This window comes from uncultured Campylobacter sp. (genome assembly GCF_937959485.1).
In the GTDB taxonomy this organism is placed as follows: domain Bacteria; phylum Campylobacterota; class Campylobacteria; order Campylobacterales; family Campylobacteraceae; genus Campylobacter_B.
The window spans coordinates 84,009-104,854 of sequence record NZ_CALGPY010000014.1; the positions used below are offsets into that span (position 1 = coordinate 84,009).

The following is a 20,846-nucleotide window of genomic DNA, read 5'->3' on the forward strand; positions in this document are numbered from 1 at the left end:
GATGAAAAAGCAACTCTGTGTTTTGATAATCTTGGCAGTTGATATTTTCGGCATCTGGCTTTGCTTCGGGCTTGCCGTGGTGCTTAAAAATCTGCTCTATGGCGATAGCGTGCTGCTGGATATCGGCAGGTATCAGGGCTTCGCGCCGTCCTACGTCATAATGATATTTCTATTTTTCTATCAGGGGATCTATTCGAGGCGATATGATTTTTGGCACGAGAGTAGAATTTTAGTAAAAAGCTGCTTCTTGGGGCTTTTGCTAAGCCTAGCGCTACTTGCTTTAATCAAAGTCAATTACGAATTTTCGCGCGCCAGCTTTATTTTGAGCTTTGCCTTTATGGCGGTGGTTTTGCCGCTTTTTAAGCTCGTAACGAAAAAGAAGCTTTTTAAATTTGGATTATGGCGAAAGAGGGCGAAAATTTTAGGCGAGGGCGAGGAGTTTGAGAGCGCCGTCTTAGAAAGCGCGTATTTAGGATATGTTAGAGCTCTTGGCGGCGATTACGACGTGTTGTTTATAGGAGGAAGCAGGCTTGATGCGAAAGCCTTGAATGAGCTTATCGAGCATAATATCAGAAAAAACAAAGAAATTTTATTCACCCCCGTGTTACGCTCATATGATTTCACGCAGACGGATATTTACAGCGTTTTTGCTTCGCGCACCAGCCTCTTTGCGATACGAAATTCTTTGAAAAGCCCTTTAAATTTAGCTCTTAAACGCGGGCTTGATTTAGCGCTAATTTTCTTAGCACTTCCTTTGCTGGTGCCGATTTTTGGCATAATCGCGCTAATGATGAAGCTAAAAGAGCCCGCGGGGCGCATATTTTTTTCGCATCAAAGGATGGGATTTGGCGGCAAGCCGTTTGGGTGTCTGAAATTTCGCTCGATGAAAGAAAACGGCGATGAAATTTTATCTCAGTACCTAAAGCAAAATCCGCAAGAGGTGGAGTATTTTGAAAAATATCACAAATACGAGCACGATCCGCGCATCACGAAGCTGGGCGATTTTTTGCGCAAAAGTTCGTTAGATGAGCTTCCGCAGCTGATCAACGTCCTAAAGGGCGAAATGAGCATCGTAGGCCCTCGCCCGTGCGCGCAATACGAGCGCAAAGATATGGGCGAATACGCTGATCTCATACTCGCCGTCAAGCCCGGTATCACGGGGCTTTGGCAGGTGAGCGGGCGCAGCGATGTGGATTTTGCGACCAGGGCGGGCATGGATACGTGGTATATGAAAAACTGGTCGATCTGGAACGACATCGTCATTATTTTAAAAACCTTCAAAGTCGTTTTAGCACGTGAAGGGGCAAGCTGATCGGTTATCGAATCCTTAAGGCAGGTTCTTTCTTTTGAGATAAATTTTAAATTTAATACGGCGCTTCGATCGAGATATTGGAATCGCCCGGGTTTCAATTTCGCCACGATTAAAATACATATACACAAACAATGCGAGCGCGCGGCAATAGCTAGGAATTTGCGGCGCAAAATTTGAAATTTTGAAATTTCATCGCATGCTTGCGTAAAATAAGACTATGCAAAAATGGTATGCTTTAATGCAGACGACCAAGATTGTGTAGTATCGCGGGAAAATTATTAGCACAAATCGTATTGCTTAAGCACATAAAAAAGGGCGCTACCCGATAAAATTTACTGCCGCTTTCCGCTTCTGCACGAATACTACGACGTAAAATTTTTACAAGACAGATAAAATTTTGATCTGTTTGAGGGATAGGGGGATGGTGTCCGGTAAAATAGACAATGGAAATGAACTATTCGGAAATCATACTATTTAAAATACCTCTTACGGATACACAGATAAAAAAGCGACCAACGGCTATGGAGCCCTAAAATCCTATGATCTAAATGGCGATAACGTAATAGATGAAAAGAACGAGATATTTAATAAGCTTAGAATTTGGAAGGATAAGAATTCTAACGGCATTACCGACGAAGGAGAATTAAGCTCACTTGCGAATAATAATATCAAAAGCATTGATCTAAACTATAAAGAGATATCGATAGACGAGAATTCTAACACCGTAAAGTAAGGCTCTAAGGCTTCTCTTATCGATGAGCTGATCTACGAATGGGCTGGAGTAAGTGAAGCGGCTAAAGACTCACGGGGAATTTATAGCTACTTAAGTAAGGTGGATATAGAATTCGTAAAAACAACCAAATCAAGGCGAGAAAAGGACTGAGATTTTTATAACATTCACTGTCGACAGATTGCTTCGCTTGCAAAGTTTACCCGCAATGACGAGAAAAGCAAAAAAATGGAAGGATAAAATTTGGAAAATTTTGAAAACTGGAATAAAAATGTTAAAAAACGGGATTTAAACTCAAACAAAAACGCAAATTTAAGCGATTTCAATCAAAGAGACTACGACAAAGAGCCGATAGTAATTAAAAATCCTTATGAATTTTTTCTTTCAAATTTATTCTTTTTTTCTCATTGCGGAACGGTGCTTGTTTTATTGGTTTATGCTGATTATATGGGGATTACAAATGTTAGCAATATTTTTCTATGGGCTTTTTTTGGAATTGGCGTTTTGCATATCGTCGCTACATTTTATTATTACATTATTAAAAACAAATGCGAAACAAAATTCACAAATAAAACGATAGAATTTATCATAAATGGCGAAACAAAAAGGGTTAAGAATTTGGTTGATTTAGAACCTGTAGTAAGGACATTTAGATTGCTTACGCCATCATCGCTAATTGGAATTATTGTTTTTAATCTACTTATATTTTTTATGGTTGCATTAGTAAAAATGGTTCATTATCTTATCGCCTATTATGTCATTTATTTACTTTTAAATTGTTTGTTTAAACTTATTTTTCATTTGATTTTAGGCGGAAATTTGAAAGATTTTACATTATTTCCTGCTTTTATATTTGATTATGGAGAACTCATATGCAAAGGAAGGTCTAGTTTAGATATTCTTAAAGATAAATTTCATATGGTTTATATAATTCATAAGCAAGATTATTTAGATTTACAAAAATATTTTTCTGATAAGAAACATATAAATTTAAATTTGGTTGAAAAGAAATTTTAACCTAAAAAGGAGAAAAACATAAGTAGAGAATTAGTTGCTAAACAAGAATTAGACAAAGCAGAAGTAAGACTTAGAAAAAATATTGATTTGGTTAGACAATTAACTGAATTATTGAAAGATGCACTTTCTGGTGCCGATATGTCATTTACTGGATTAGAAAAATATGTTGAGATAAATGGCAAAAAATATACAAAAGCACAATTAGATGAATTGGGTAAAAAACCAGGATATGCAGGAATTGGTAAAGCTTTGGCTGGTATAGTCGATGATATAGCTGACGGTCAAAGCTTCGGTCATACTGTCGTGGGCGCAGCTGTGGATTTCGGGCTTATTGCAATTACTAAATTTATCCCTGTTGTCGGTTGGATAACATTATGGTATGACATAGGAAATTTATTAGATAAGTTGGACGGAAAAGATAGTGGCATATTTGATTTACGTAAACAGGTACAAAATTTATGGGACAAAATAACGGGCGACGGACTATCAGATATTGATATGAACGCTTTGCAAAAAGGTATTCTAAAAGTAACAATGCCCGATAAAACAGTCTATGCAAGACCTTTATCGTCGTCATTTTTCCCTTATGGCGTAACTCCAAGCGGACTTTTAACAGGCGACTACAAAGACGATGTTTTATTCGGCGGATATGGCGATGATACGCTAATGGGTAAAGGCGGCGGCGATTTACTAATAGGTGGATATGAAAATGGTAGGACAAATTATAAAAGTTTCCAAAGAGTTTAACAAGCTTAAGAGCTACTATATATTTTTTAATATATAGTAGTTTCTCTTAAACCGCCTGTATAATCTAGCGTTTTTAGCATTTGAAATTTTTTTGAAAAAATTTGAAAAAGCTGTAGTGTAGGGCTTTCAAAAAAATCAAAAAACTAAAAATAGAGGTAAAATTTGATAGATGGTGTCCCGTGTAGGATTCGAACCTACGGCCGCCTGATTAAGAGTCAGATGCTCTACCAACTGAGCTAACGAGACAAGAACTATAATTGTAGTGATAAAAATATAAAAAACTGATTAAATTTTATAAAAATTTCGTTAAATTTCATAAAATTTTATTCGGTCTTTATATACCTAATAACTCATAAAAATTAAATAAATACTTTAGTAAAGAACCAATAAATCTTTTTAAAATAACCTATGCACTTCGATTTCACATCTAGGCGCTCTTGCGCAAACTCAACGCAAAGTCCAAAACAAGAAGCCCCATAAGCGGGGCTTAACTCGATAATTTATTTTGCTTTTTTAGCCTTTTTGCTTCGCGTAGCCTTAGCATGAGTTCTAGGAGAGCGGTTTGAGATGATCGGCTTACCGTCAGGATATTTTTTCTGCACGTGATTTACAGGTATCGCCGCACTGCTGCTAGCACCGTATTTCTCGCCGTTTGTGAAATACTTCCTCATCACTTCTTTCCATCTTTTTGCGTATTTATTCGCGCGCGGAGAGTCATTTAAGATGTCCTCATAGTCGTAAATTCTCTCATAGAAGTCGTTAGTTAGTTGATCGTCGATAGTGATTCTGCCGTTGTCAATCGATACGCCTAGGTAGACGCCTGTTTGCTCGCCCGGGCTTACCATCCATGCAGAAATATCAGGCAGATCAGTTGCTCGACCAGTTCTTCTACCTACGCCGCCAGCCGCAGCACCTACATTGATCTCAAGGGTATCTGTGCCAGTAAAAATGTCTTGATATGACTTCGTAGTATGAAAGATCATCACGATGTCGCTCGTCTCATAGCCTGCTTGTAAGCCTACGCCATAGCCTTTATATTTGATAAAAATCGGCGAACTCCACTCACCATTCTCGCCTTTGACGCTAAAAATTCCATCGCCGTACTGCAGCGATGCGCCCGCAGCTAAACGTTTTACGTCGGTTAGGATTGCGACGGCTTTGGCGCTGGTTAGATAGCGCTCATCGGTGCCGAAGTTATTAGCCGCTACGAAAGATCTAACAACGTTAGTCGCTGCTATAACCTCTTGATTTGCCACGACGTCCGCGTGCAAAAGACCGCAAAGTGCAACAGATGCTAGAAGCAAAAACTTTTTCATCATTTAATCCTTTTAAAATTGAATTTTCGTTATTATAACAGCAATTTCATTTGTTTTAGCTAATTTTTAACAAAAAATTGATGAAAAATAACGAATTTTGGAAAATTTATGAAATTTCTAGCTATTTTTGCACTTTTGACGATCAAAATTTTCGCTTTAGACATAGTAAATGGTGATGTTATTATCTTAAAATTAGATAAAAGCACAACCGAGTTGAGCTTTGGCTTAAAGCAAATTCCTCTCATCACGGCTCCAAATTCTAGCGATAAAATCGCCGTTTTAGCAGCGAATTACCGTGCTAAGGGAGATTTCTCACTGCGAATAGTAGATCAAAGCGGCAGCCGCGAGCAGATCGTCGCTTTGAAAAAGGGCGAGTACAAAAAAGAGACCTTAAGCGTCGCTCCTGGCAAAGTTAAACCGCCCAAAGAAGCCGCCGCGCGTATCAAAAAAGAGCTCGACGAAGCCAACGCGATCTATGCGATTACCACGCCGCGCTATCTTTTTTCCACGCCGTTTGAGCTGCCTTTAAACTCCAAAATAACCTCTGCATTCGGCAATGCCCGCACCTTTAATGGCGAGCTTAAAAGCTATCACAGCGGCACCGATTATCGCGCCGCAGTAGGCACTGCGGTGCGCGCCGCCAATGACGGCGTCGTAGTCATCGCCAAAGACCGCTACTACGCCGGCGGTTCGGTTGTGATCGATCACGGCGGCGGCATCTATTCGCAGTACTATCATCTAAGCGAGATCAAAGTGGCGCTTGGCGATCACGTTCACAAAGGCGATGAAATCGCACTTTCGGGCGAGAGCGGTAGAGTCAGCGGCCCGCATCTGCACTTCGGCATCGCGATCAACGGCGTGAGCGTCAATCCGCTAAGCTTCGTCGCTAAATTTAATGAAGTGGTTTTTGGCGAGCGCTAAAATGCCCTACAATCCGAAGGAGTTGATGAAAAAAATTCTCGCAGGCAGCGATTTTAAGCTAAAAGGCTCGGTCAAAGGCCGCGTACGCGTCGCGAGTAGGGACGGAGCGATCGTAAATTTTACCGCTGCAGACTTCGGCGTGCAGAGCCTAAACGACAAAATTTCGCTCAGTGGCGAGCAGTTCGAGCGTTTTAGAGCTAGAATTTTTGGGATTTTAAACTCCGGCGGACGCGAGCTTGCAGGTAGGCTCACGCTCCCTTCTACGCCCAAAAAGAAAGCCCGCGCAGATCGTCTCCGCGCGGCAGATGGCTATGCAGAGTTTGGCGACGCCTTCGATTTTGGTAGCTTTTGCGGCGGAGATTCGGGCGCGGTTTTGCCCGAGGCTGGCGGCAGCTTGGCAAAGACTTCGTATGCCACAAATGCAAGGTGCGGCGAGCGAGATTTTTCTGCGCGCAGCGCTCAGAGCGCGCAAGGCTTTACTTCTAGGGCAGAATTTCAAGATGTTTCGCAAGCAGAATTTTATGGCGCAGCTCGGGCGGAATTTTGCGCAGATACCGCGTGGGATACGACGCGCGAGAATTTAATTTCGCAAAATGACGCTGCGCAGGATGATATGAGCGTGGGGCTTGCTGCTAGTTTCGAAGAGAGCGAAAATGCGAGGAGTAAAAATTTTATGCCGCAAAGCTCTGCGCCTGCGAATTCTGCCAAAGGGCAAAGCTTCATTCCTGCATCGCGAAATTTTGCTTCTGCGCAAAGCTCTGCGTCTGCGAAAGATTTCGTATTTGAGGCGCAAAATTCTAATTTTATGGCGCAAGCAGAGAATTTTACGGCTGAAAATTCGTTTGTAGCAGAGCAGGGCGCGGACTTACGAAGTAAAAATTCTACGGCGCAAGGCTATGCATCAAAAAATTCCACTTTCGTAAATTCTGCGCTTGATATAAAGTGCACAAATGATTGTGGGCCTCAAGGCTCCGAGTTTTCCAAGGGGCAAAGCGCTAATTTCGCTAGCCGCCGTGCCGCAAATTTTGCCTTAGAAAATGCCTCGGAATTCGCGCCTCAAGATGAGAATTGCGTCGGTGAGAATTCAATGTTTTTGGCAAAAGGGCAAAATTACGCGCCCGAAAATTCCGCCGGGCAAAATTTAGAGCAGAAAATCTCTGCACAAGAGCGGCGCCCTTTAAATTTGCCGCCGCAAGCGGGAAATAAATTTGCGCCCGAATTTGAGCAATCAGCGCAGCCCGCGTTAACGGGTGAGAATTCTACGGTTGCTTCTTCTATGGCGGAGGGGGCGCTTGGTGATGAGCCCGCGTTTGCTGCTTTTGCGAGCGAATCAACTTTTGCGACTAAGCCCGTAAATTTCTATGACAAGCCTGCGCGCAAAGCGCCTACGAAAGAGCGCGCGAGCCTTCGAGAGCGTCCGCAGGCTCTGCCTATTGCAAGCGCTTCGCGTCCTATCTCGCTACCGCAAGCGCCTAGAGCTAGGCTCATCGAGCTTAAGCCGCGCTTCATAGGCATCGCGTATAGGATTAAAATTTCGTTTTTGAAAAAGAGCGCGAGCGAGCCTGGCGAAGGGGTTTTGGCGCGCGTTCGTATTCCGCTTTTGATGGAGAATTTCGGTCTTAATGATATTTTATCGTCCACGGCGAGCTACCAAATGGCGAAAAAAATGGTGCGCACGATCGCCGATCTTTACATCGCCAAGGACCTGCGCGGCGTGCACATAGGCGTGCCGGTGCGCCTTGAAATGGGCTTTAAAAGCGGTATCTCCGACGTCAGCAACCACGCCTTTATCTTTAAGCTCATCGAGGACAGCCTCGTCAAAAACGGCGTCATCGACGATGATAACGCAGATATCGTGCGCGAGATCAAACTCTTTAAGCAGGACGTTTTCGACGGGGTTTTGGTAAACATCGTACGGTTTGAGTAGAAGCTTTGCGATGCTTTGCGTATAAATTTTTAAAATTTTGCGTTACCGCATGAAATTCCATCGTTTTCGAGCTTTAGCTTGCACTGGCAGCAAGCGCTTTTTAAAATTTTTTGATCAAACCAGTAAAAATTTGAAAGGATTGAGATGCAAAAAGCCTTTTTTAATTCGCCTATTGGAATGCTTGAAATTTGTGATGACGAGATCGGGATCTGCAGTATCGACTGGGTCAAAAGCTCTGTCTGCGGGCCCAATGATGAGATCTTTAAAAAACACGACGCAGAGCCTAAATTGGGCTTTGTGTGTGCTACGGATGATAAAGGACGCGATTTAAAGCTTAGTGATTTAAGAAAGAATTTGGCTCTTTGCACCGACGAGCTTAGCGCCTATTTTAGGGGCGAGCTTGAGAGCTTTAGCGTTAAACTGAGCCAAAATGGCACGCAGTTTCAAAAGTCCGTGTGGAGCGCGCTTTTAGAGATCCCTTACGGCGAGGTCGTGACATACGGCGAGCTAGCTGCGGCTATCGGCAGACCGCACGCAAGTCGCGCAGTAGGCGGCGCAAACGGCAAAAACAAAATCCCTATCATCGTGCCGTGCCACCGCGTCGTAGCTTCGGGCGGGCTCGGAGGATACAGCGGCGCGGGCGGCGTAGCGACCAAAGCGTGGCTGCTAAACTTTGAAAGAGAAAGCCTAGCCAAATTCGGCAAGTAAAATTCGATTAAATTCTGCCTTGCCACTCGGGCGCTTATTTTAAAATTTTACCGCGCGACGCTGCGAAATTTCATAAAGCGATTTTGTAAATTTCTAGTTTTGCGGCGACCAAGGCAGTTAAAATTTTGCAAGAAGCGAAACTTGCTATGCTGACTTAAAGCCCTAATTTTAAATTTATCACGCCTTAGACGCCTGCTATGAGCGGTTGAAATTTTTCGTAGTGATAAAATTTAGCCTCGCGAAATTACGCTCTGAAATCCTTCGATAAATTTTCATCTTGCGTGCATTTAGTGTAGCAGCGCGTAAGGCAGCAAAATTTTGAGTCCCTTTCGTGAAAATAGGCAAGGAAGCAAGGTTTTGTCGCGGAGTTTTGCAGAGGCTAAAAATTCTATGCTGCCGCGCCGTACGGGCAAAATTTCACATCGCCGTATCAAAGCAAAGTAAAATTCTTAAATCGCGCTTGCCGAGGTAGGGTAAAATTCCCGCAGAGGCGGTAGAGCGAGGCGGAATTCCTCTCAGCGGCAACGTGACTAAGTAAAATTCTATAAACCCACGAAGCAGGCGGTATCCCAGCAGAAACGGCATTGTCTTAGCCAAGCTTCTTGCGTAAGCAGCGGGCACGTCAAAGATAAAATTTTTCACGGAGGCGGCAAAGTACAGCAGTATGCTGCTAGAGACACCTGGCGAAGATGAAATTCTACGCAAAGAGAGCGAGATGAATTTTGCGCAAAGATCGCGCTATTTGCTGAAATTCGCGCAAAAGCAGTATTCTTTTAAAAAATTCCTAGTAGCGGTAGCGTTCGTCGGCGAAGCTCGCCTTTGAGGTGGTGTCGTTTTGCTAAGGCTTCTTGCGAAATCGACGTTGCATAGCAAAGTAATTGTAAAAGCGGCGAGCGTGCTGTAGATAAAATTCTTAGCAAAAGCGGCGTAGCAGGGCAAAATTTCTACGCAATACGCACGGTAAAGATAAAATTTGCCAAGCAACTACGAGCGAAAACCCTGGCAAATTTGGCGAAGCTTGGCAGAACGCAGAAAATCTACGCAGCTTTGCCAAATTCCTAAATTAGCCAAAATTTTCTATCAGATCGCTAAAAATTTTAGTTAAATTTTCGACGTCGCTAATCTCTACTCGTTCGTTGATCTGATGGATCGTGTCGTTTCGCACGCCAAATTCCGCCGTCTCCACGCCAAACTCCGCGAAGTATCTCGCATCGCTCGTGCCGCCTGCGGTGTTTAGCTCGGCTGCTGCGCCGCAGATCCGCTGCACGCTAGCGCTTAGTTTTTGCACGATTATGGAGCTTCGCTTAGTTAAAAAAGGCTTTGAGGAGCTTTTTAGCGCAAGGTGTAGCGACGCGCCTGCTCGCAGCTGCGCGGTGCAGCTCATTTCTAGCTTGCCGCAGGATTCGCTTTCGCTGCACAGCGCGTCTTTTGCATCTAGCTCAAATAACCTCAGTACGTAGTCTCGCACGTCTTTTAGCCCCAGCCCTACGCCGCCGCGGACGTTAAACATCACGCGTACGTCCTTGGGCGTTACGTTTACTACCTGCGAACCGCCGCGAATGTCGGTGATGACTATCTTGGTTGGAGCGAAATCATCGCTACCAGCATCCAGATCATGCCCCGCAAGACTTACAAGCACCGGCGCTAAAATATGGACAGGATTGATGCATTTATCTGGGTAGGCTGCGTGCCCGCCGATACCCGTGAGTGTGAGTACGCCGTTAATCGAGCCGCGACGGCCGATCTTAATGGTATCTCCGAAGCGCACTTCGCATGTAGGCTCCGCAACGACTGCGAAGTCGGGTAGGGCACCTTGCTCGCGCAATTTAGAAAGCATTTCGCGCGTGCCGTAGATGCCGTCACCCTCCTCATCGCTGGTTAGCAGTAGGCTCAGCGTGCCCTTAAAATCGTGTGCCGCCGCTAGCGCGCAGATCGCCGCTGCGATGCCGCTTTTCATATCCTGCGCGCCGCGCCCGTATAAAAAGCCCTCCGCTTCCACCGGCTTAAACGGATCGCTCGCCCAACCCTCGCCCGGCGGGACTACGTCGATGTGTCCGGCAAAGCACAGATGCGGACCCTGTCCGAAGCGTTTGGTAAAAATCGCGTTAGTTACGCCGTTTAGCTCAAATCTATCCTCGCTAAAGTCTGCCAGCAGCATCGAGACGTAGTTAAAAGCTCCATCGTCGCTAGGCGTGAGCGAGCGGAATTTGATGAGCTCTTTTAGAATTTCAATCGGTTTCATAAGCCATCCTTTGGTTTAAATTTTAGCAAAAATTATAGCGTATAAAAGCTTTAGTGCAAAAAATACCAAAATAAACGCCGAGATATATGCAAATGCTCGCACTACAATGTTTGGAAGCTTGCTGCGGGCTAGATATATCGCAAGCGGAAAAAGCGTGATCCAAGCTAAAATTCCGCTTGCAAGCCCCGCAAGAGCAAGCGCGAAATCTGCTCGCGCGGTGCCGGCAGATACGCTGAGCCAAAACATAATGACGTATGGATTTAGTAAATTTATTAAAAAGCCTTCGCCGTAAAGCGCCGCGCCCGAGCAAGCCTCGACGCTTGTAGGCCGCACCGAGCGAGTCGCGCCTTGCCAGATCGCGTACGCCGTGTAGAGCAAAAAGCATGCGCCAAATACCGATATGCAGGTAAAAACGATCGGGATTTTGGCTAATTGCGATATGCCCAACGCCGATAGCGCCAGATAGAGCATGTCAGCGCTCATGGCGCCGAGGCCCAGGCACAGCGCCTTGGTGTAGCTTCGCAGCGCGTAGGACATTATCAGCACGTTTACCGGGCCGATCGGCACGCTAACGCCCAGCCCCAACAAAACCCCTTGTACGAATGGCTGCATCCTCTGCTTGTACTCCCCAAATCTGCTATAAAATTTCGGCGTACGGCGCTGCGAAAAAACCTATGGACGCGGCTTTACGAATAGGTCGATGGCGCACAGCTTCGCGAATGGATTAATCCCAAAATTTTGCGCGACCGCCGATTGGTTTTTAAATTTAGCTTTTAAATTTTAACGCACGGATCGCGGTTTAAATTTGCAGCTTAAATTTACGGCTCGAATTTTGCGAAGCAAAATCCGCCGTCTCGCCGCGTCGCTAAATTTGCGAGTCAAATTTCGCAAGGCAAAATTAAACCGGCAAAAGATCGGTGGCGAACGACGGCTCGCGCAAGTCGGTAATTTTAATCGCGTAAATTTAAAGATCGCGGCGGTAAAATTTAGCTCGCCGAAATTTTGCTTTGCGGAATTTCGAACATTCGCGTATCCGCGCTCATAAACGGCTCATGATTGCAGATAAAATTTTGCGAAGCGAAATTTCGCATCTTAAAATTTTATCCGTAAATTTTAAAGATCCGACCGCGGAGCCCGAGATCAACGTTTATCCGTTTCAATTAGCCGCGTGCCGAATTAACCGTATGTGCGCTTTAAATTTAGCCGCGCCCTCATTTTAAATTTTATCGGCCCGCCGAAACCTACACGCAAAACAGACGCACCGCAGAGCAGATCTCGCCGCAAGGCTAAACGCACCGTAAATTTTATCGTTTCGCAGCGGAGCAAATTTTACACTGCAAAGCAAGAACCTGCGCGCCGATGGATTAAATTTACGCCGCAGAGCGAATTCCGCGCCGCAGCCATCTTCGTGAAAATCCTGCGCCGCAAGAGCTTTAAGCAGTCTGCTTCGTAAAATTCCGCGATCGCAATAGCTAAATTTAAAACGAAAAATCCCCCGTCGCGCCGTGCGACATGCTCTCATAAACCGCCTTGACGTATTTGTCGCGCACCGCGCAATCTAGCAACTTCTCGCACTCCAGGCAGCTGGTGAGGTTGTGCTCTGCCTGGCACGCCTGCAGCGCGGCTAAGCTTTTATCCAAAATTTCGTCGTAAACGTCGCGTGGCGCGGTACTTTCAGTATCAGCCATCAGTTTTTCCCGCCGTAAATTTCATGCATCTTCGCGATCTCATACTTCGAGCCGAAAAAGCAAGGGGTGCTTTGGTGGATCTTTTCGATTTTTAGCTGCAAAAGCGAGCCGTTTGCACCGTCGCTGGTGGCGCCTCCCGCGCGCTCGAAGATGAACGCAAACGGCAGCACTTCGAAGGTTACGCGAAGCTTGCCGCGCGGATGATCGCTGGTAGCGGGGTAGCTGAAAAGCCCGCCGCCTTTTAATAAAATTTGATGCAGGTCGCTTACCATCGCGCCGCTGTATCGCAGGCGGTAGCCCTCGTCAAACAGCGTCCGCACGAGCTTTCGGTGCGGCTCGCTCCAGCCCTTTTGCGTCGCACCCGTGGCGTTTAGTTTACCCTTTTCGCTTAGACGCAAGTCTTTTACGAAGCTAAATTTGCCCTCGCGATTTAGGCGGTAGAGCTTCGGCACGTCCTCGCAAACGACCATCTCAAGGCGCGGCCCGTAGATGCAATAGATCGCTGCTTTTAAGTTCGCGGGCGAAATTTGATCCTCGTAAATGCCGAAAATCGAGCCCACGGCGAAATTTACATCTACTAAACTTGAGCCGTCAAGCGGATCATAGGCGACGATTAGGCGCGCGTCCTCTCGCAGCTCTAGCACTTCTTCTTTCTCCTCGCTGATTAGGGCGCGTACGAGCGGATTTTTGCGAAATTCCGCCTCGATTATGGCGTCGCTTTTTACGTCGAGTTTGAGCTGCGTATCGCCCGTGCTGTTGTGATGATCAGTGTAGCCGAAGTCCGCGTATTTCAGCTCCTCGGCGATTTGTAGCGCGATATTTTGGATTGATTTTACGATCTCTTGCATTTTATTCCTTTACATTTTTTTGGCGTTTTTTAAGATCCATTCGCTGATACCCGCAGCGTCGTCGATGTCGAAATTTACCGGGCAAAACTTATCCATCTGCTCGCCGTTTAAATTTGAAGCGATCGCGTCCGAAAATGGCAGATACGCCGGATCGATCTTGTCGCGAAATAGGCTTATGCGCGGCAGCGGCAGCGTCTTTAGCCCCTCTACGAGCAGGATATCAAACTCGCCTAGCATCCGCACAACCTCGTCAATCTGCATACAGCGCTGCGAAAAATAGCTCGTCCGCGTCGGGCTCATCACGACGGTTTCGGCGCCGAGCTCGCTAAATTTGGCGCTGTCCTTGCCCTCTACGTCGAAGCGCGCCTTATCGCCAGGATCGTGCTTTACGATCGCAGTCCGTAGTCCGCTAGCGATAAAAATTTTAGCGATCTTGCAGATTAGCGTCGTTTTGCCGCTGTTGGAAGGGCCTGAAAATGCGATAACAAGTCTTTTCATTTTTAAAATCCGGCTTTTTAAGATGAGCAGATTGTAGCGAATTTAGCCTTTTAAAAAGCAAAATTCGTTAAAATGCGCCTAAAATTTCAAAGGAAGATCGATGAAGAAATTTTATTTTAACGGCGCGCTAAACGGCCTGCTGAAGGGCTCGCTCTTAGCCGCGCTAGCGCTATTTTTAAACTCCTGCTCCGCAAACGATCCCCGTCACGATCCGCTTAAAAACGAGTTTCTTGCCTACACGCAAAAATTTGAATCGGTGCGCGCGGGCGATCGCTATTTGGCAGTGGCGACCTATCTAAATCCCGTCGCGCCCGAGCTTAGAAACGCCGCGGAGGACGAGGTGTTTTTGCTCACCTCCTATCCTAAAGAGATTCAGATCCGCGCGGTACAGATCAACGGCACAAACGCAAACGTAGTGCCGCTGAACGACGGCGATCCGCTTTTGCAAAAGGAGCTTTTTAAGATTGCTTGGGCGAGCCGCTACAAGATCACCGCGCCTAAGAGCGATAAGGACGAGCTGGTGCTTAGCTACCGCACCTCAAACGATCTGGATGCCACGATGAAATTTCGTAAAATTTCAAAGTCGCTGTATTGGCATCCGCAGATCGATCTGAAAGATTAAAGGAAAGAAGATGGGTTACGATATAAGCTATCACGCGATCGGCAAAGATGAAATTTCGCAGTGGTATTTTAAGCCGCTAAAGCTCGCGCAGAAGGGAGATTTTGAGGCTATCGCCCAAATCGCGCGCGAAGCGGGGATGGACGAATTTTATGTAGAAAAATACGCGGACGGCTTCCGCTCGGCGCTGCAGTACGTCACGCAGGGGATTTTTAATAAAACGCACGGATTTCACCTCGCCGTGGCGCAGGGCTATTTTAGAGAGTATTTTTACACGCGCGGCACGGCGTTTAGCTTTTTAGCGGAGCAAAATCCAAAATTTAAACCCTACATAAGCGATTGGCGCGAGGTTTTGCCGAAGGAATTTTTAGCGGAATTTAGCGGCGAAATTCACAACGAGATCATCGAAAACTACTGCTGCGGCGCGTATCTTGGCGCTGCTGGAGTGCAAAATTTATTGCGCGATTATGAGGCGGGCGGCGAGATAAAAGAGGCGATAGATGAGTTTTATGCGCAGAATTTGCCCGTGTTTTTAAACGCGCTAAATTTGGCTGCGGAGCTTGAAGTAGGGCTGCTTGAGGCTACCGAGGTGGTTGAGCCCAATCCGATCGATCTGAATAGCTCCGAGTCGTTTTCAAATCTTTTTAATTGCGATACGCAGGGCGCGCTGATCTATGCTGAAATCGCCGCGCAGCAGATCGACGAGGCGATAGAGCGAGATAAGGCAGGCGGAGGCGGTACGACGGGCGGAGAGAATTTTGCCTTGCGCGGCGCCAATGCGACGGGCGGCGGCAGTGTGGTGAAGGCGGATGGCGGCGCAATGAAGGCAAGCAGCGAGAATTCTGTCCCGTGCAGCGGCGATGGTATGGAGGGCGGCAGCGAAAATTCCGCCGCAGAAGATCATAAAGACGCAACCTCCGCAGGCGGCGAAAAGTCGCTTTTCGGCAAGATCAAAGGGCTTTTTAAATAGCAATTTGATCGCTAAATTTAAAGTATTCGCGCGGAGTTAAGATTGTAAAATTAAATCATCCCGCGCTCGCGAGCTCTGTGCCGCGCGGTTAAATTTAGCTAAAACGGCGTGGCAAAGAGGTGCGGATTTAGAATTTAAAACTTGCCGAAATTTTAAAACGGCGGCTTGCATATCCAAAGCTTTAAAGCGTCGCAAATGGGCCGCAAAAACGGCTAAATTAAACTCGCCGCAACCTTTGCGGCGGGTAATCTGCGAATAGCTTATCTGTTTAAATTCCATAGCCGAAAGTGCCCGATTTGATTTCACGCTACTTAAAATTTTATGCTCGGGCGCTAATTTTAATCGCTCACAAAACGCCGCGATAAAATTTCAATAAATTTTGGATTTTAAAGCTCGTCGCCCCAGAAATAAAGCTCGAAAAAAGCAAGCGCAAAGATAAAAAAGACTATCAGCGCCGCGCCGCCTGCTCGGACGTAGCTATCGTCTCCTGCGCCGAATTGTACGCAATACGCAAACGCCATAAAAAACAGGCAAGTCGCTAAATTTGCGGAGCGTTTCTTCTCGTCTTTCAATGACGATACGCACAAAACGGCGGCTACTATGAGAACTGCGGTCGCGATAATTTGCATGGCGTGCAGCCTTTCGTGTAGAGCAGAAATAACCTTTGGTTAGCGTCAAGAGATAAAATTTCACTACTGAAGTCAAAATAAATTCCGCACGATTTTATAACGCATTGCCTACTCGTGCGGTAAAATTTCGCCGTTTTGATCTGCCAGTCTAAGCTCTTGGCGGGCAAATTTCGCGCTTTTGAGGCGGCGGCTTTTAAAATTTCTCGCTCGCCGCCTCTTAAAATCATCCTTCAAGCCCGCTGCTGGCTTAGCGAAAGTCGTCGCTTCTACTCGGTATCAGCAGGTCTTGCAGCTCCTGCTGCACCGAGACTTTCGCGCGCGGATCGAGGATCTGCGAGTAGATGATAAAATTTGCAAGCACCTTTTTGCCGTAGTCCCTGCTCTCGGCATACGGCACGAGCTCCATGCTAAGCCACGGCTCAAATTTGCCCTTATTAAACATATCGCCGCGCTGAAGCATCTTTTTGACGAGCCCGAGCCCGCCGTTGTAAGCGTATGCGATGAAAACAGGACTGTAAATTTTACGCTCCAGCCAGTCGATGTGGATGTTGGCGAAGCGGTAAGCGACCTCGGGGCGGAACATATCGTCTTGATCGAAGCCCGCGATCGCAAGCTGTTTTTTGCCGATGTCGTTAGCCAAAAACGGCATAAACTGCATCATCCCAAGCGCATACGAGGTGGAAACGGCGCTTGGGATAAAGCGGCTCTCTTGGCGAGCGAGCGCTAAAATTAGCGCTTTGCGGCGGTTATCGCCGTCGCCGATATACTCCATAAACGGCGTCGGATAGAAGTTATCCTTACCGCCGCTTGCTTTATTCATGACGTACGAGTACTCGCCGATGCTTTGCTTGGTGTCGAATTTTTTGGCAAATTCCAAAAGCTGCGGGCGTGACATCCGATCAGCGCTATTTTTTGTGCGAACCCAAGCGAAAGGATCGGTGATATCGTAGCCTTCGATGGAATTTTTAGCGGGGTTTGGGATGATGATGTTTAAATTTTTATTTCCCAAGACCTCTTTGGCGTACAGCGCGTAGAGGCTGTAGTATTCGCTTACAGCCAGCTCTTTTAAGACGTTTTGATCTCCGCTTAGCAGATAGATCCAAAATTTCGCATTGTGCACATCGTGAGGCTTCTCAAAGCTCGCCGCCGCGCGGCTAAAAAATGCAAGCGCCACCCCTTCGTCGCCCTGCATGACGGCATTTACGCCCAGCATAAACGCTACGTCCTTTTCTACAGCCGACGGATCGACGCCCGTGAGCGAGCGGCGCAAGTGTGGGTATTTGCGGTTGATTAGCGCATCGTTGAGAACCGCTTTGAAGCCTTTTTGCGAAGCCAGTTCGCTTACGAAGGCTGCGTCGGCGTCGATATCGATCAGAGCGTCCTTGCCCGCACCTTTTAAGTAGTCGTAATATAAAAAGTAGTTTTGCGCGTTGCGACTTTGCATAAAATACTCGCTTGGATTTTCGTCGTTAAATCCGCGCAGTAAATTTACGGCGTTTCGCGAAGCCGCGTCTTGGTACTTTTCAAGCTGCGAAGCGAGCGTCTCGCGCACCGACGGGCTTAGCTTGGCGATAAAATTTGGATAGGAGCGCGCCTTTTTGCAGGTTAAATTTGCATCTAAAATATTAGTGGAGGTAACGCCTGCACATCGATCCGGACGCTTAGGAGCTTTGGCGATGCCGAAAATTCTATCGAGCTTATCTTTTAGCTTGCCTTTGTAGCGGAAGATACTCTGTTTTAAAATTTTAATCTCCGCTTTGTTGTATTTCGTCTCGTCGATCAAGCGATAGATATAATAATCCTTAGCTAGGGATTTGGGCTCGTTTTTGATCTCCTCGTAGCTTAAAATTTTACCGCCGGACACGGCGCACAGCAGTCCCAAAACAAGGCTAAATTTCAGAAATATTTTCAAATGACCGTCCTATTGATGATATAGATTATCGCGCTGTCAAAGAAGTTAAGCACGAGTAGGATAAGAAGCGGCGAAAGATCAAACCCGCCGAAAGTAGTAGGCAGATAGCGACGCACCAGCGCAAAAGCAGGCTCGGTAAGCGCAGAGATGACGCGGAAGATCTTATAAAATTTACCGAACGGATTTGGGCGGATGAAGCTCAAAACGCATGCGATAAAGATCACGATCATATAGGCTTGCAGCGCGTAGTGTAGGGTGATGAGCGCGCCGTAGATCAGGCTGTTTGCTAGCATACGATCTCCTTCAGATCGGCGCGGATCAGCGGATACAGCTCGCTAAGCTCCGGTCCGTGCGGCGCGCCGGTTAGTAAAAACCTAAGCGGCATAAATAGGCTCTTGCCCTTTAAGCTTGTAGCCTGCGAAAGCGCCGCTTTGAAATCATTAAATTCTGCCGGTGCGCCGTTCGAGCTTAATAAATTTAAGATCGCCTCTCGCAGCGCCTGCGCCTGCGCCGCCCACTCCTGCGGGATATCTTTCGCGCCGTAGATCGCTGCGATCTTCTCTTTGATCTGCGGGATAAGGCTCGCTTCTTGAGTGTAAAATTTTATCAAAGGAGCAAATTTTGGCTCAAGCTCAAAAAGCTCCGCCAGGCGCTGCTCGCTTGCTTTTTTGATATGCTCGCGGTTTATAAAGGCGAGTTTGTCCTCGTCAAATTTCGCCGGGCTTTTTGAAATTTTAGCGATATCGAAAAACTCCACCGCCTCATCCATGCTAAAGACCTCGCGCGGCGTTTTGTTGCCCAGTAGGATCAGATAATTCGCGATCGCCTCGGGTAGGTAGCCGCTTTGAAGCAGCCATTTTACCGAGGAGCTAGCTTCGCGCTTGCTCATCTTTTTGCCTTCGGAATTTAATATGATCGGCAGGTGCGCGTATTTGATCTCGCCGTCGTAGCCGAGGCTTTGGCGGATCCAGTTTTGCTTCGGCGTGTTTGAGACGTGATCCTCGCCGCGGATTACGAAGCTCACGCCCTGCATCATATCGTCGCAGGCGCAGGCGAAGTTATAGGTCGGCGTCTTGTCCGCGCGCATGATGACGAAGCTGTCGATGTTCTGCGGCTCAAATGAGATACGGCCTTTGATCGCATCGGTAAATTCCAGCGCGTGATCAGGCTTTTTAAGGCGGATAGTAAAGGGCCTCTCGCAGCCAAGCACCTCTTCGTCGCTTAAATGCTCGCAGTGCCCGTCGTAGCGGTACGCCTCGCCTGCGTCTTTGGCGGCTTGCTTTTTCGCCTCAAGCTCCTCCTCGCTACAAAAACAGCAAAACGCCTTTTTCTCAGAGAGCAGCTTAGCAGCGAACTGCTGATGAAATTTTAAATTTTTGCTTTGATAATACAGGCTCTGCCATTCAATGCCGAAGCGCTTTAAAATTTCGATAATCTCTTGATCTTTGCCTTCGATATTGCGCGCAGTGTCGGTATCCTCGATGCGCAAAATAAAGCCGCTTTTATCTTGTAGCGAGCAGATGTAGTTAAAAATAGCCGCGCGTAAATTTCCGATATGCATATCGCCGGTGGGCGACGGAGCGAAGCGATACAATTTAGGTCCTTTGGGTTTAAATTTAAGCTGGGATTATACTTTTTACTTCCTAATAAAAAGCAAAAACAAAGCAAAAATAGGCTAATATCGGCGCATCTTATCTAAGGAGACAATATGAGTTTCATTCAGGAATTCAAAGAATTTGCGATGAAAGGCAACGTCATCGATATGGCGGTGGGCGTCGTCATCGGCGGGGCTTTCGGCAAGATCGTAACCTCGCTCGTAAGCGACATCATGATGCCGGTTTTAGGACTTCTTATGGGAGGCATGAATTTTACAGATCTTAAGATCGTGCTGAAAGAAGCGGTAGGGCAGACCCCGGCCGTTACGATAAACTACGGCTCGTTTATCCAGGTAACGGTCGATTTTATAATCATCGCGTTTTGTATATTCTGCGCGATCAAGGCGATCAATAAGCTTAAAAAGCCCGCCGAGCCTGCGCCGGAGCCTGCCGCACCTGCCGAGCCTAGCGAAGAGATTAAACTTCTTACCGAGATAAGAGACCTGCTTAAAAAATAGGTTACGGCGATGCTTGAGAGAATTCCTTATTTTAAAGCTCTAAGCGCAGCGCAAATCGATCGTTTGGAACAGATTAGCATCCATAAAAGCTACAAAAAGGGCGAAATTTTATTTTTCGAGGGCGAGCGCTCGCAGTATCTATTAATCCTGCTAAAAGGAATTTTAAAAATCTATAAAACCTCCGCAAAGGGGCGTGAGATCCATATGCGCGAGATCCGCCCCATCTCGCTCGTGGCAGAGATGGTAAATTTCGAAGAGACGAGCTATCCTGCAAGCGGCGTGTTTTCGACAAACGGTGAGGTGCTAAAGATCGATTATGAAAAATTTAAAAACGAGTTTATGAGCGATCCAAAGATTTGCCTGGAGCTTTTAAAATCGATGTCTGAGAAGATCCGAGCGCTAAATGCGGTCTTTGATAATCAAGTCGTGCTTAACTGCGACGGCAAGATCGCTAAGTTTATCAGCGAGAATTTCGATATTTTTATGAGCACGAAATACACCAGAATAGCTAAAATTCTAAATGTCACCCCCGAGACCTTCTCGCGCACCATCACTAAATTTAAAAAGAGCGGCGCGCTAATTTTAGACGATAAGCAAGAAATCACGGGCTTTGATAAAGATAAGCTGGACGAGTATATCCAAGGCTAGA

General features: G+C 46.5%; 22 protein-coding genes and 1 tRNA gene. 11 read left to right on the forward strand and 12 right to left on the reverse strand.

Features of this window, described 5'->3' with window-relative positions; all coding sequences use genetic code 11:
* Position 1 precedes the first annotated feature (1 nt).
* The 3 genes from Q0380_RS09175 (at position 2) to Q0380_RS09185 (ending at position 3,806) form a co-directional block, all read left to right on the forward strand.
* Positions 2-1,312 (forward strand): sugar transferase, encoded by a 1,311-nt coding sequence (locus tag Q0380_RS09175; protein WP_298962957.1) that lies wholly within the window; start codon positions 2-4, stop codon positions 1,310-1,312.
* Positions 1,313-2,285: 973 nt separating this feature from the next.
* Positions 2,286-3,059 carry a hypothetical protein gene (locus Q0380_RS09180; protein WP_298962959.1) on the forward strand — a complete coding sequence of 258 codons (774 nt, stop codon included), beginning with the start codon at positions 2,286-2,288 and terminating at the stop codon, positions 3,057-3,059.
* 87 nt (positions 3,060-3,146) lie between these two features.
* A complete protein-coding gene (locus Q0380_RS09185) occupies positions 3,147-3,806 on the forward strand; it encodes a hypothetical protein (RefSeq protein ID WP_298962962.1) in 660 nt (219 codons plus the stop codon).
* A 170-nt stretch (positions 3,807-3,976) separates the two neighbouring features.
* Here Q0380_RS09185 and Q0380_RS09190 read toward each other — a convergent pair.
* Both Q0380_RS09190 and Q0380_RS09195 read right to left on the reverse strand, forming a co-directional pair.
* Positions 3,977-4,052, reverse strand: a tRNA-Lys gene (locus Q0380_RS09190).
* A gap of 254 nt (positions 4,053-4,306) precedes the next feature.
* Positions 4,307-5,122 (reverse strand): lipid-binding SYLF domain-containing protein, encoded by an 816-nt coding sequence (locus Q0380_RS09195; protein ID WP_005872227.1) that lies wholly within the window; start codon positions 5,120-5,122, stop codon positions 4,307-4,309.
* 108 nt (positions 5,123-5,230) lie between these two features.
* Between Q0380_RS09195 and Q0380_RS09200 the strand changes: the two genes are divergently transcribed.
* From Q0380_RS09200 to Q0380_RS09210, 3 genes are all read left to right on the forward strand, one after another.
* Complete coding sequence (locus tag Q0380_RS09200; RefSeq protein ID WP_298962964.1) at positions 5,231-6,043, forward strand: M23 family metallopeptidase; 813 nt, start codon at positions 5,231-5,233, stop codon at positions 6,041-6,043.
* 25 nt (positions 6,044-6,068) lie between these two features.
* Positions 6,069-7,970, forward strand: a complete 1,902-nt coding sequence (locus tag Q0380_RS09205; protein ID WP_298962965.1) for a hypothetical protein — start codon at positions 6,069-6,071, stop codon at positions 7,968-7,970.
* A 144-nt stretch (positions 7,971-8,114) separates the two neighbouring features.
* The gene (locus tag Q0380_RS09210; protein WP_298962967.1) at positions 8,115-8,678 is read left to right on the forward strand and encodes a methylated-DNA--[protein]-cysteine S-methyltransferase; all 564 of its coding nucleotides are present in this window, start codon (positions 8,115-8,117) and stop codon (positions 8,676-8,678) included.
* A gap of 417 nt (positions 8,679-9,095) precedes the next feature.
* Here the strand turns inward: Q0380_RS09210 and Q0380_RS09215 are convergent, their stop codons facing one another.
* Entirely contained in the window at positions 9,096-9,320 is a 225-nt protein-coding gene (locus Q0380_RS09215) for a hypothetical protein (protein WP_298962969.1), read from the reverse strand.
* Between the two features lie 22 nt (positions 9,321-9,342).
* Here Q0380_RS09215 and Q0380_RS09220 point away from each other — a divergent pair, with 22 nt between their 5' ends.
* Entirely contained in the window at positions 9,343-9,501 is a 159-nt protein-coding gene (locus tag Q0380_RS09220; protein WP_298962971.1) for a hypothetical protein, read from the forward strand.
* A 240-nt stretch (positions 9,502-9,741) separates the two neighbouring features.
* Here Q0380_RS09220 and dapE read toward each other — a convergent pair whose 3' ends face one another.
* The 5 genes from dapE to mobB form a co-directional block, all read right to left on the reverse strand.
* Complete coding sequence (gene dapE, locus Q0380_RS09225) at positions 9,742-10,920, reverse strand: succinyl-diaminopimelate desuccinylase (protein WP_298962973.1); 1,179 nt, start codon at positions 10,918-10,920, stop codon at positions 9,742-9,744.
* A 15-nt stretch (positions 10,921-10,935) separates the two neighbouring features.
* Positions 10,936-11,532 (reverse strand): LysE family translocator, encoded by a 597-nt coding sequence (locus Q0380_RS09230; RefSeq protein ID WP_298962977.1) that lies wholly within the window; start codon positions 11,530-11,532, stop codon positions 10,936-10,938.
* Between the two features lie 866 nt (positions 11,533-12,398).
* Positions 12,399-12,608 (reverse strand): hypothetical protein, encoded by a 210-nt coding sequence (locus tag Q0380_RS09235; protein ID WP_298962979.1) that lies wholly within the window; start codon positions 12,606-12,608, stop codon positions 12,399-12,401.
* Positions 12,608-13,456, reverse strand: coding sequence for a class 1 fructose-bisphosphatase (locus tag Q0380_RS09240; protein WP_298962981.1), 849 nt, complete (start codon positions 13,454-13,456; stop codon positions 12,608-12,610). Before Q0380_RS09240 ends, Q0380_RS09235 begins: the two co-directional genes overlap by 1 nt.
* 9 nt (positions 13,457-13,465) lie before the next feature.
* On the reverse strand, positions 13,466-13,954 hold the full coding sequence (gene mobB, locus Q0380_RS09245) for a molybdopterin-guanine dinucleotide biosynthesis protein B (protein WP_298962983.1): 489 nt from the start codon (positions 13,952-13,954) through the stop codon (positions 13,466-13,468).
* 100 nt (positions 13,955-14,054) lie between these two features.
* On the opposite strand from mobB, the gene Q0380_RS09250 reads away from it, so the two are divergent.
* Together Q0380_RS09250 and Q0380_RS09255 are read left to right on the forward strand one after the other, a co-directional pair.
* Positions 14,055-14,576, forward strand: a complete 522-nt coding sequence (locus Q0380_RS09250) for a hypothetical protein (protein WP_298962986.1) — start codon at positions 14,055-14,057, stop codon at positions 14,574-14,576.
* Positions 14,577-14,586: 10 nt separating this feature from the next.
* Positions 14,587-15,543 carry a hypothetical protein gene (locus Q0380_RS09255; protein WP_298962990.1) on the forward strand — a complete coding sequence of 319 codons (957 nt, stop codon included), beginning with the start codon at positions 14,587-14,589 and terminating at the stop codon, positions 15,541-15,543.
* A gap of 386 nt (positions 15,544-15,929) precedes the next feature.
* Here the strand turns inward: Q0380_RS09255 and Q0380_RS09260 are convergent, their stop codons facing one another.
* The 4 genes from Q0380_RS09260 to gltX form a co-directional block, all read right to left on the reverse strand.
* Positions 15,930-16,172: a hypothetical protein gene (locus Q0380_RS09260; protein ID WP_298962992.1), complete on the reverse strand. Its 243-nt coding sequence runs from the start codon at positions 16,170-16,172 to the stop codon at positions 15,930-15,932.
* Between the two features lie 247 nt (positions 16,173-16,419).
* Positions 16,420-18,084, reverse strand: coding sequence for a lytic transglycosylase domain-containing protein (locus Q0380_RS09265; RefSeq protein WP_298962993.1), 1,665 nt, complete (start codon positions 18,082-18,084; stop codon positions 16,420-16,422).
* Positions 18,081-18,377 carry a YggT family protein gene (locus Q0380_RS09270; protein ID WP_177387724.1) on the reverse strand — a complete coding sequence of 99 codons (297 nt, stop codon included), beginning with the start codon at positions 18,375-18,377 and terminating at the stop codon, positions 18,081-18,083. Before Q0380_RS09270 ends, Q0380_RS09265 begins: the two co-directional genes overlap by 4 nt.
* Entirely contained in the window at positions 18,371-19,678 is a 1,308-nt protein-coding gene (gene gltX, locus Q0380_RS09275; protein WP_298962995.1) for a glutamate--tRNA ligase, read from the reverse strand. Before gltX ends, Q0380_RS09270 begins: the two co-directional genes overlap by 7 nt.
* 114 nt (positions 19,679-19,792) lie before the next feature.
* Here gltX and mscL point away from each other — a divergent pair, with 114 nt between their 5' ends.
* Positions 19,793-20,197 (forward strand): large-conductance mechanosensitive channel protein MscL, encoded by a 405-nt coding sequence (gene mscL, locus Q0380_RS09280; RefSeq protein WP_298962998.1) that lies wholly within the window; start codon positions 19,793-19,795, stop codon positions 20,195-20,197.
* Positions 20,198-20,206: 9 nt separating this feature from the next.
* Positions 20,207-20,845: a Crp/Fnr family transcriptional regulator gene (locus tag Q0380_RS09285; protein ID WP_298063325.1), complete on the forward strand. Its 639-nt coding sequence runs from the start codon at positions 20,207-20,209 to the stop codon at positions 20,843-20,845.
* Position 20,846 lies beyond the last annotated feature (1 nt).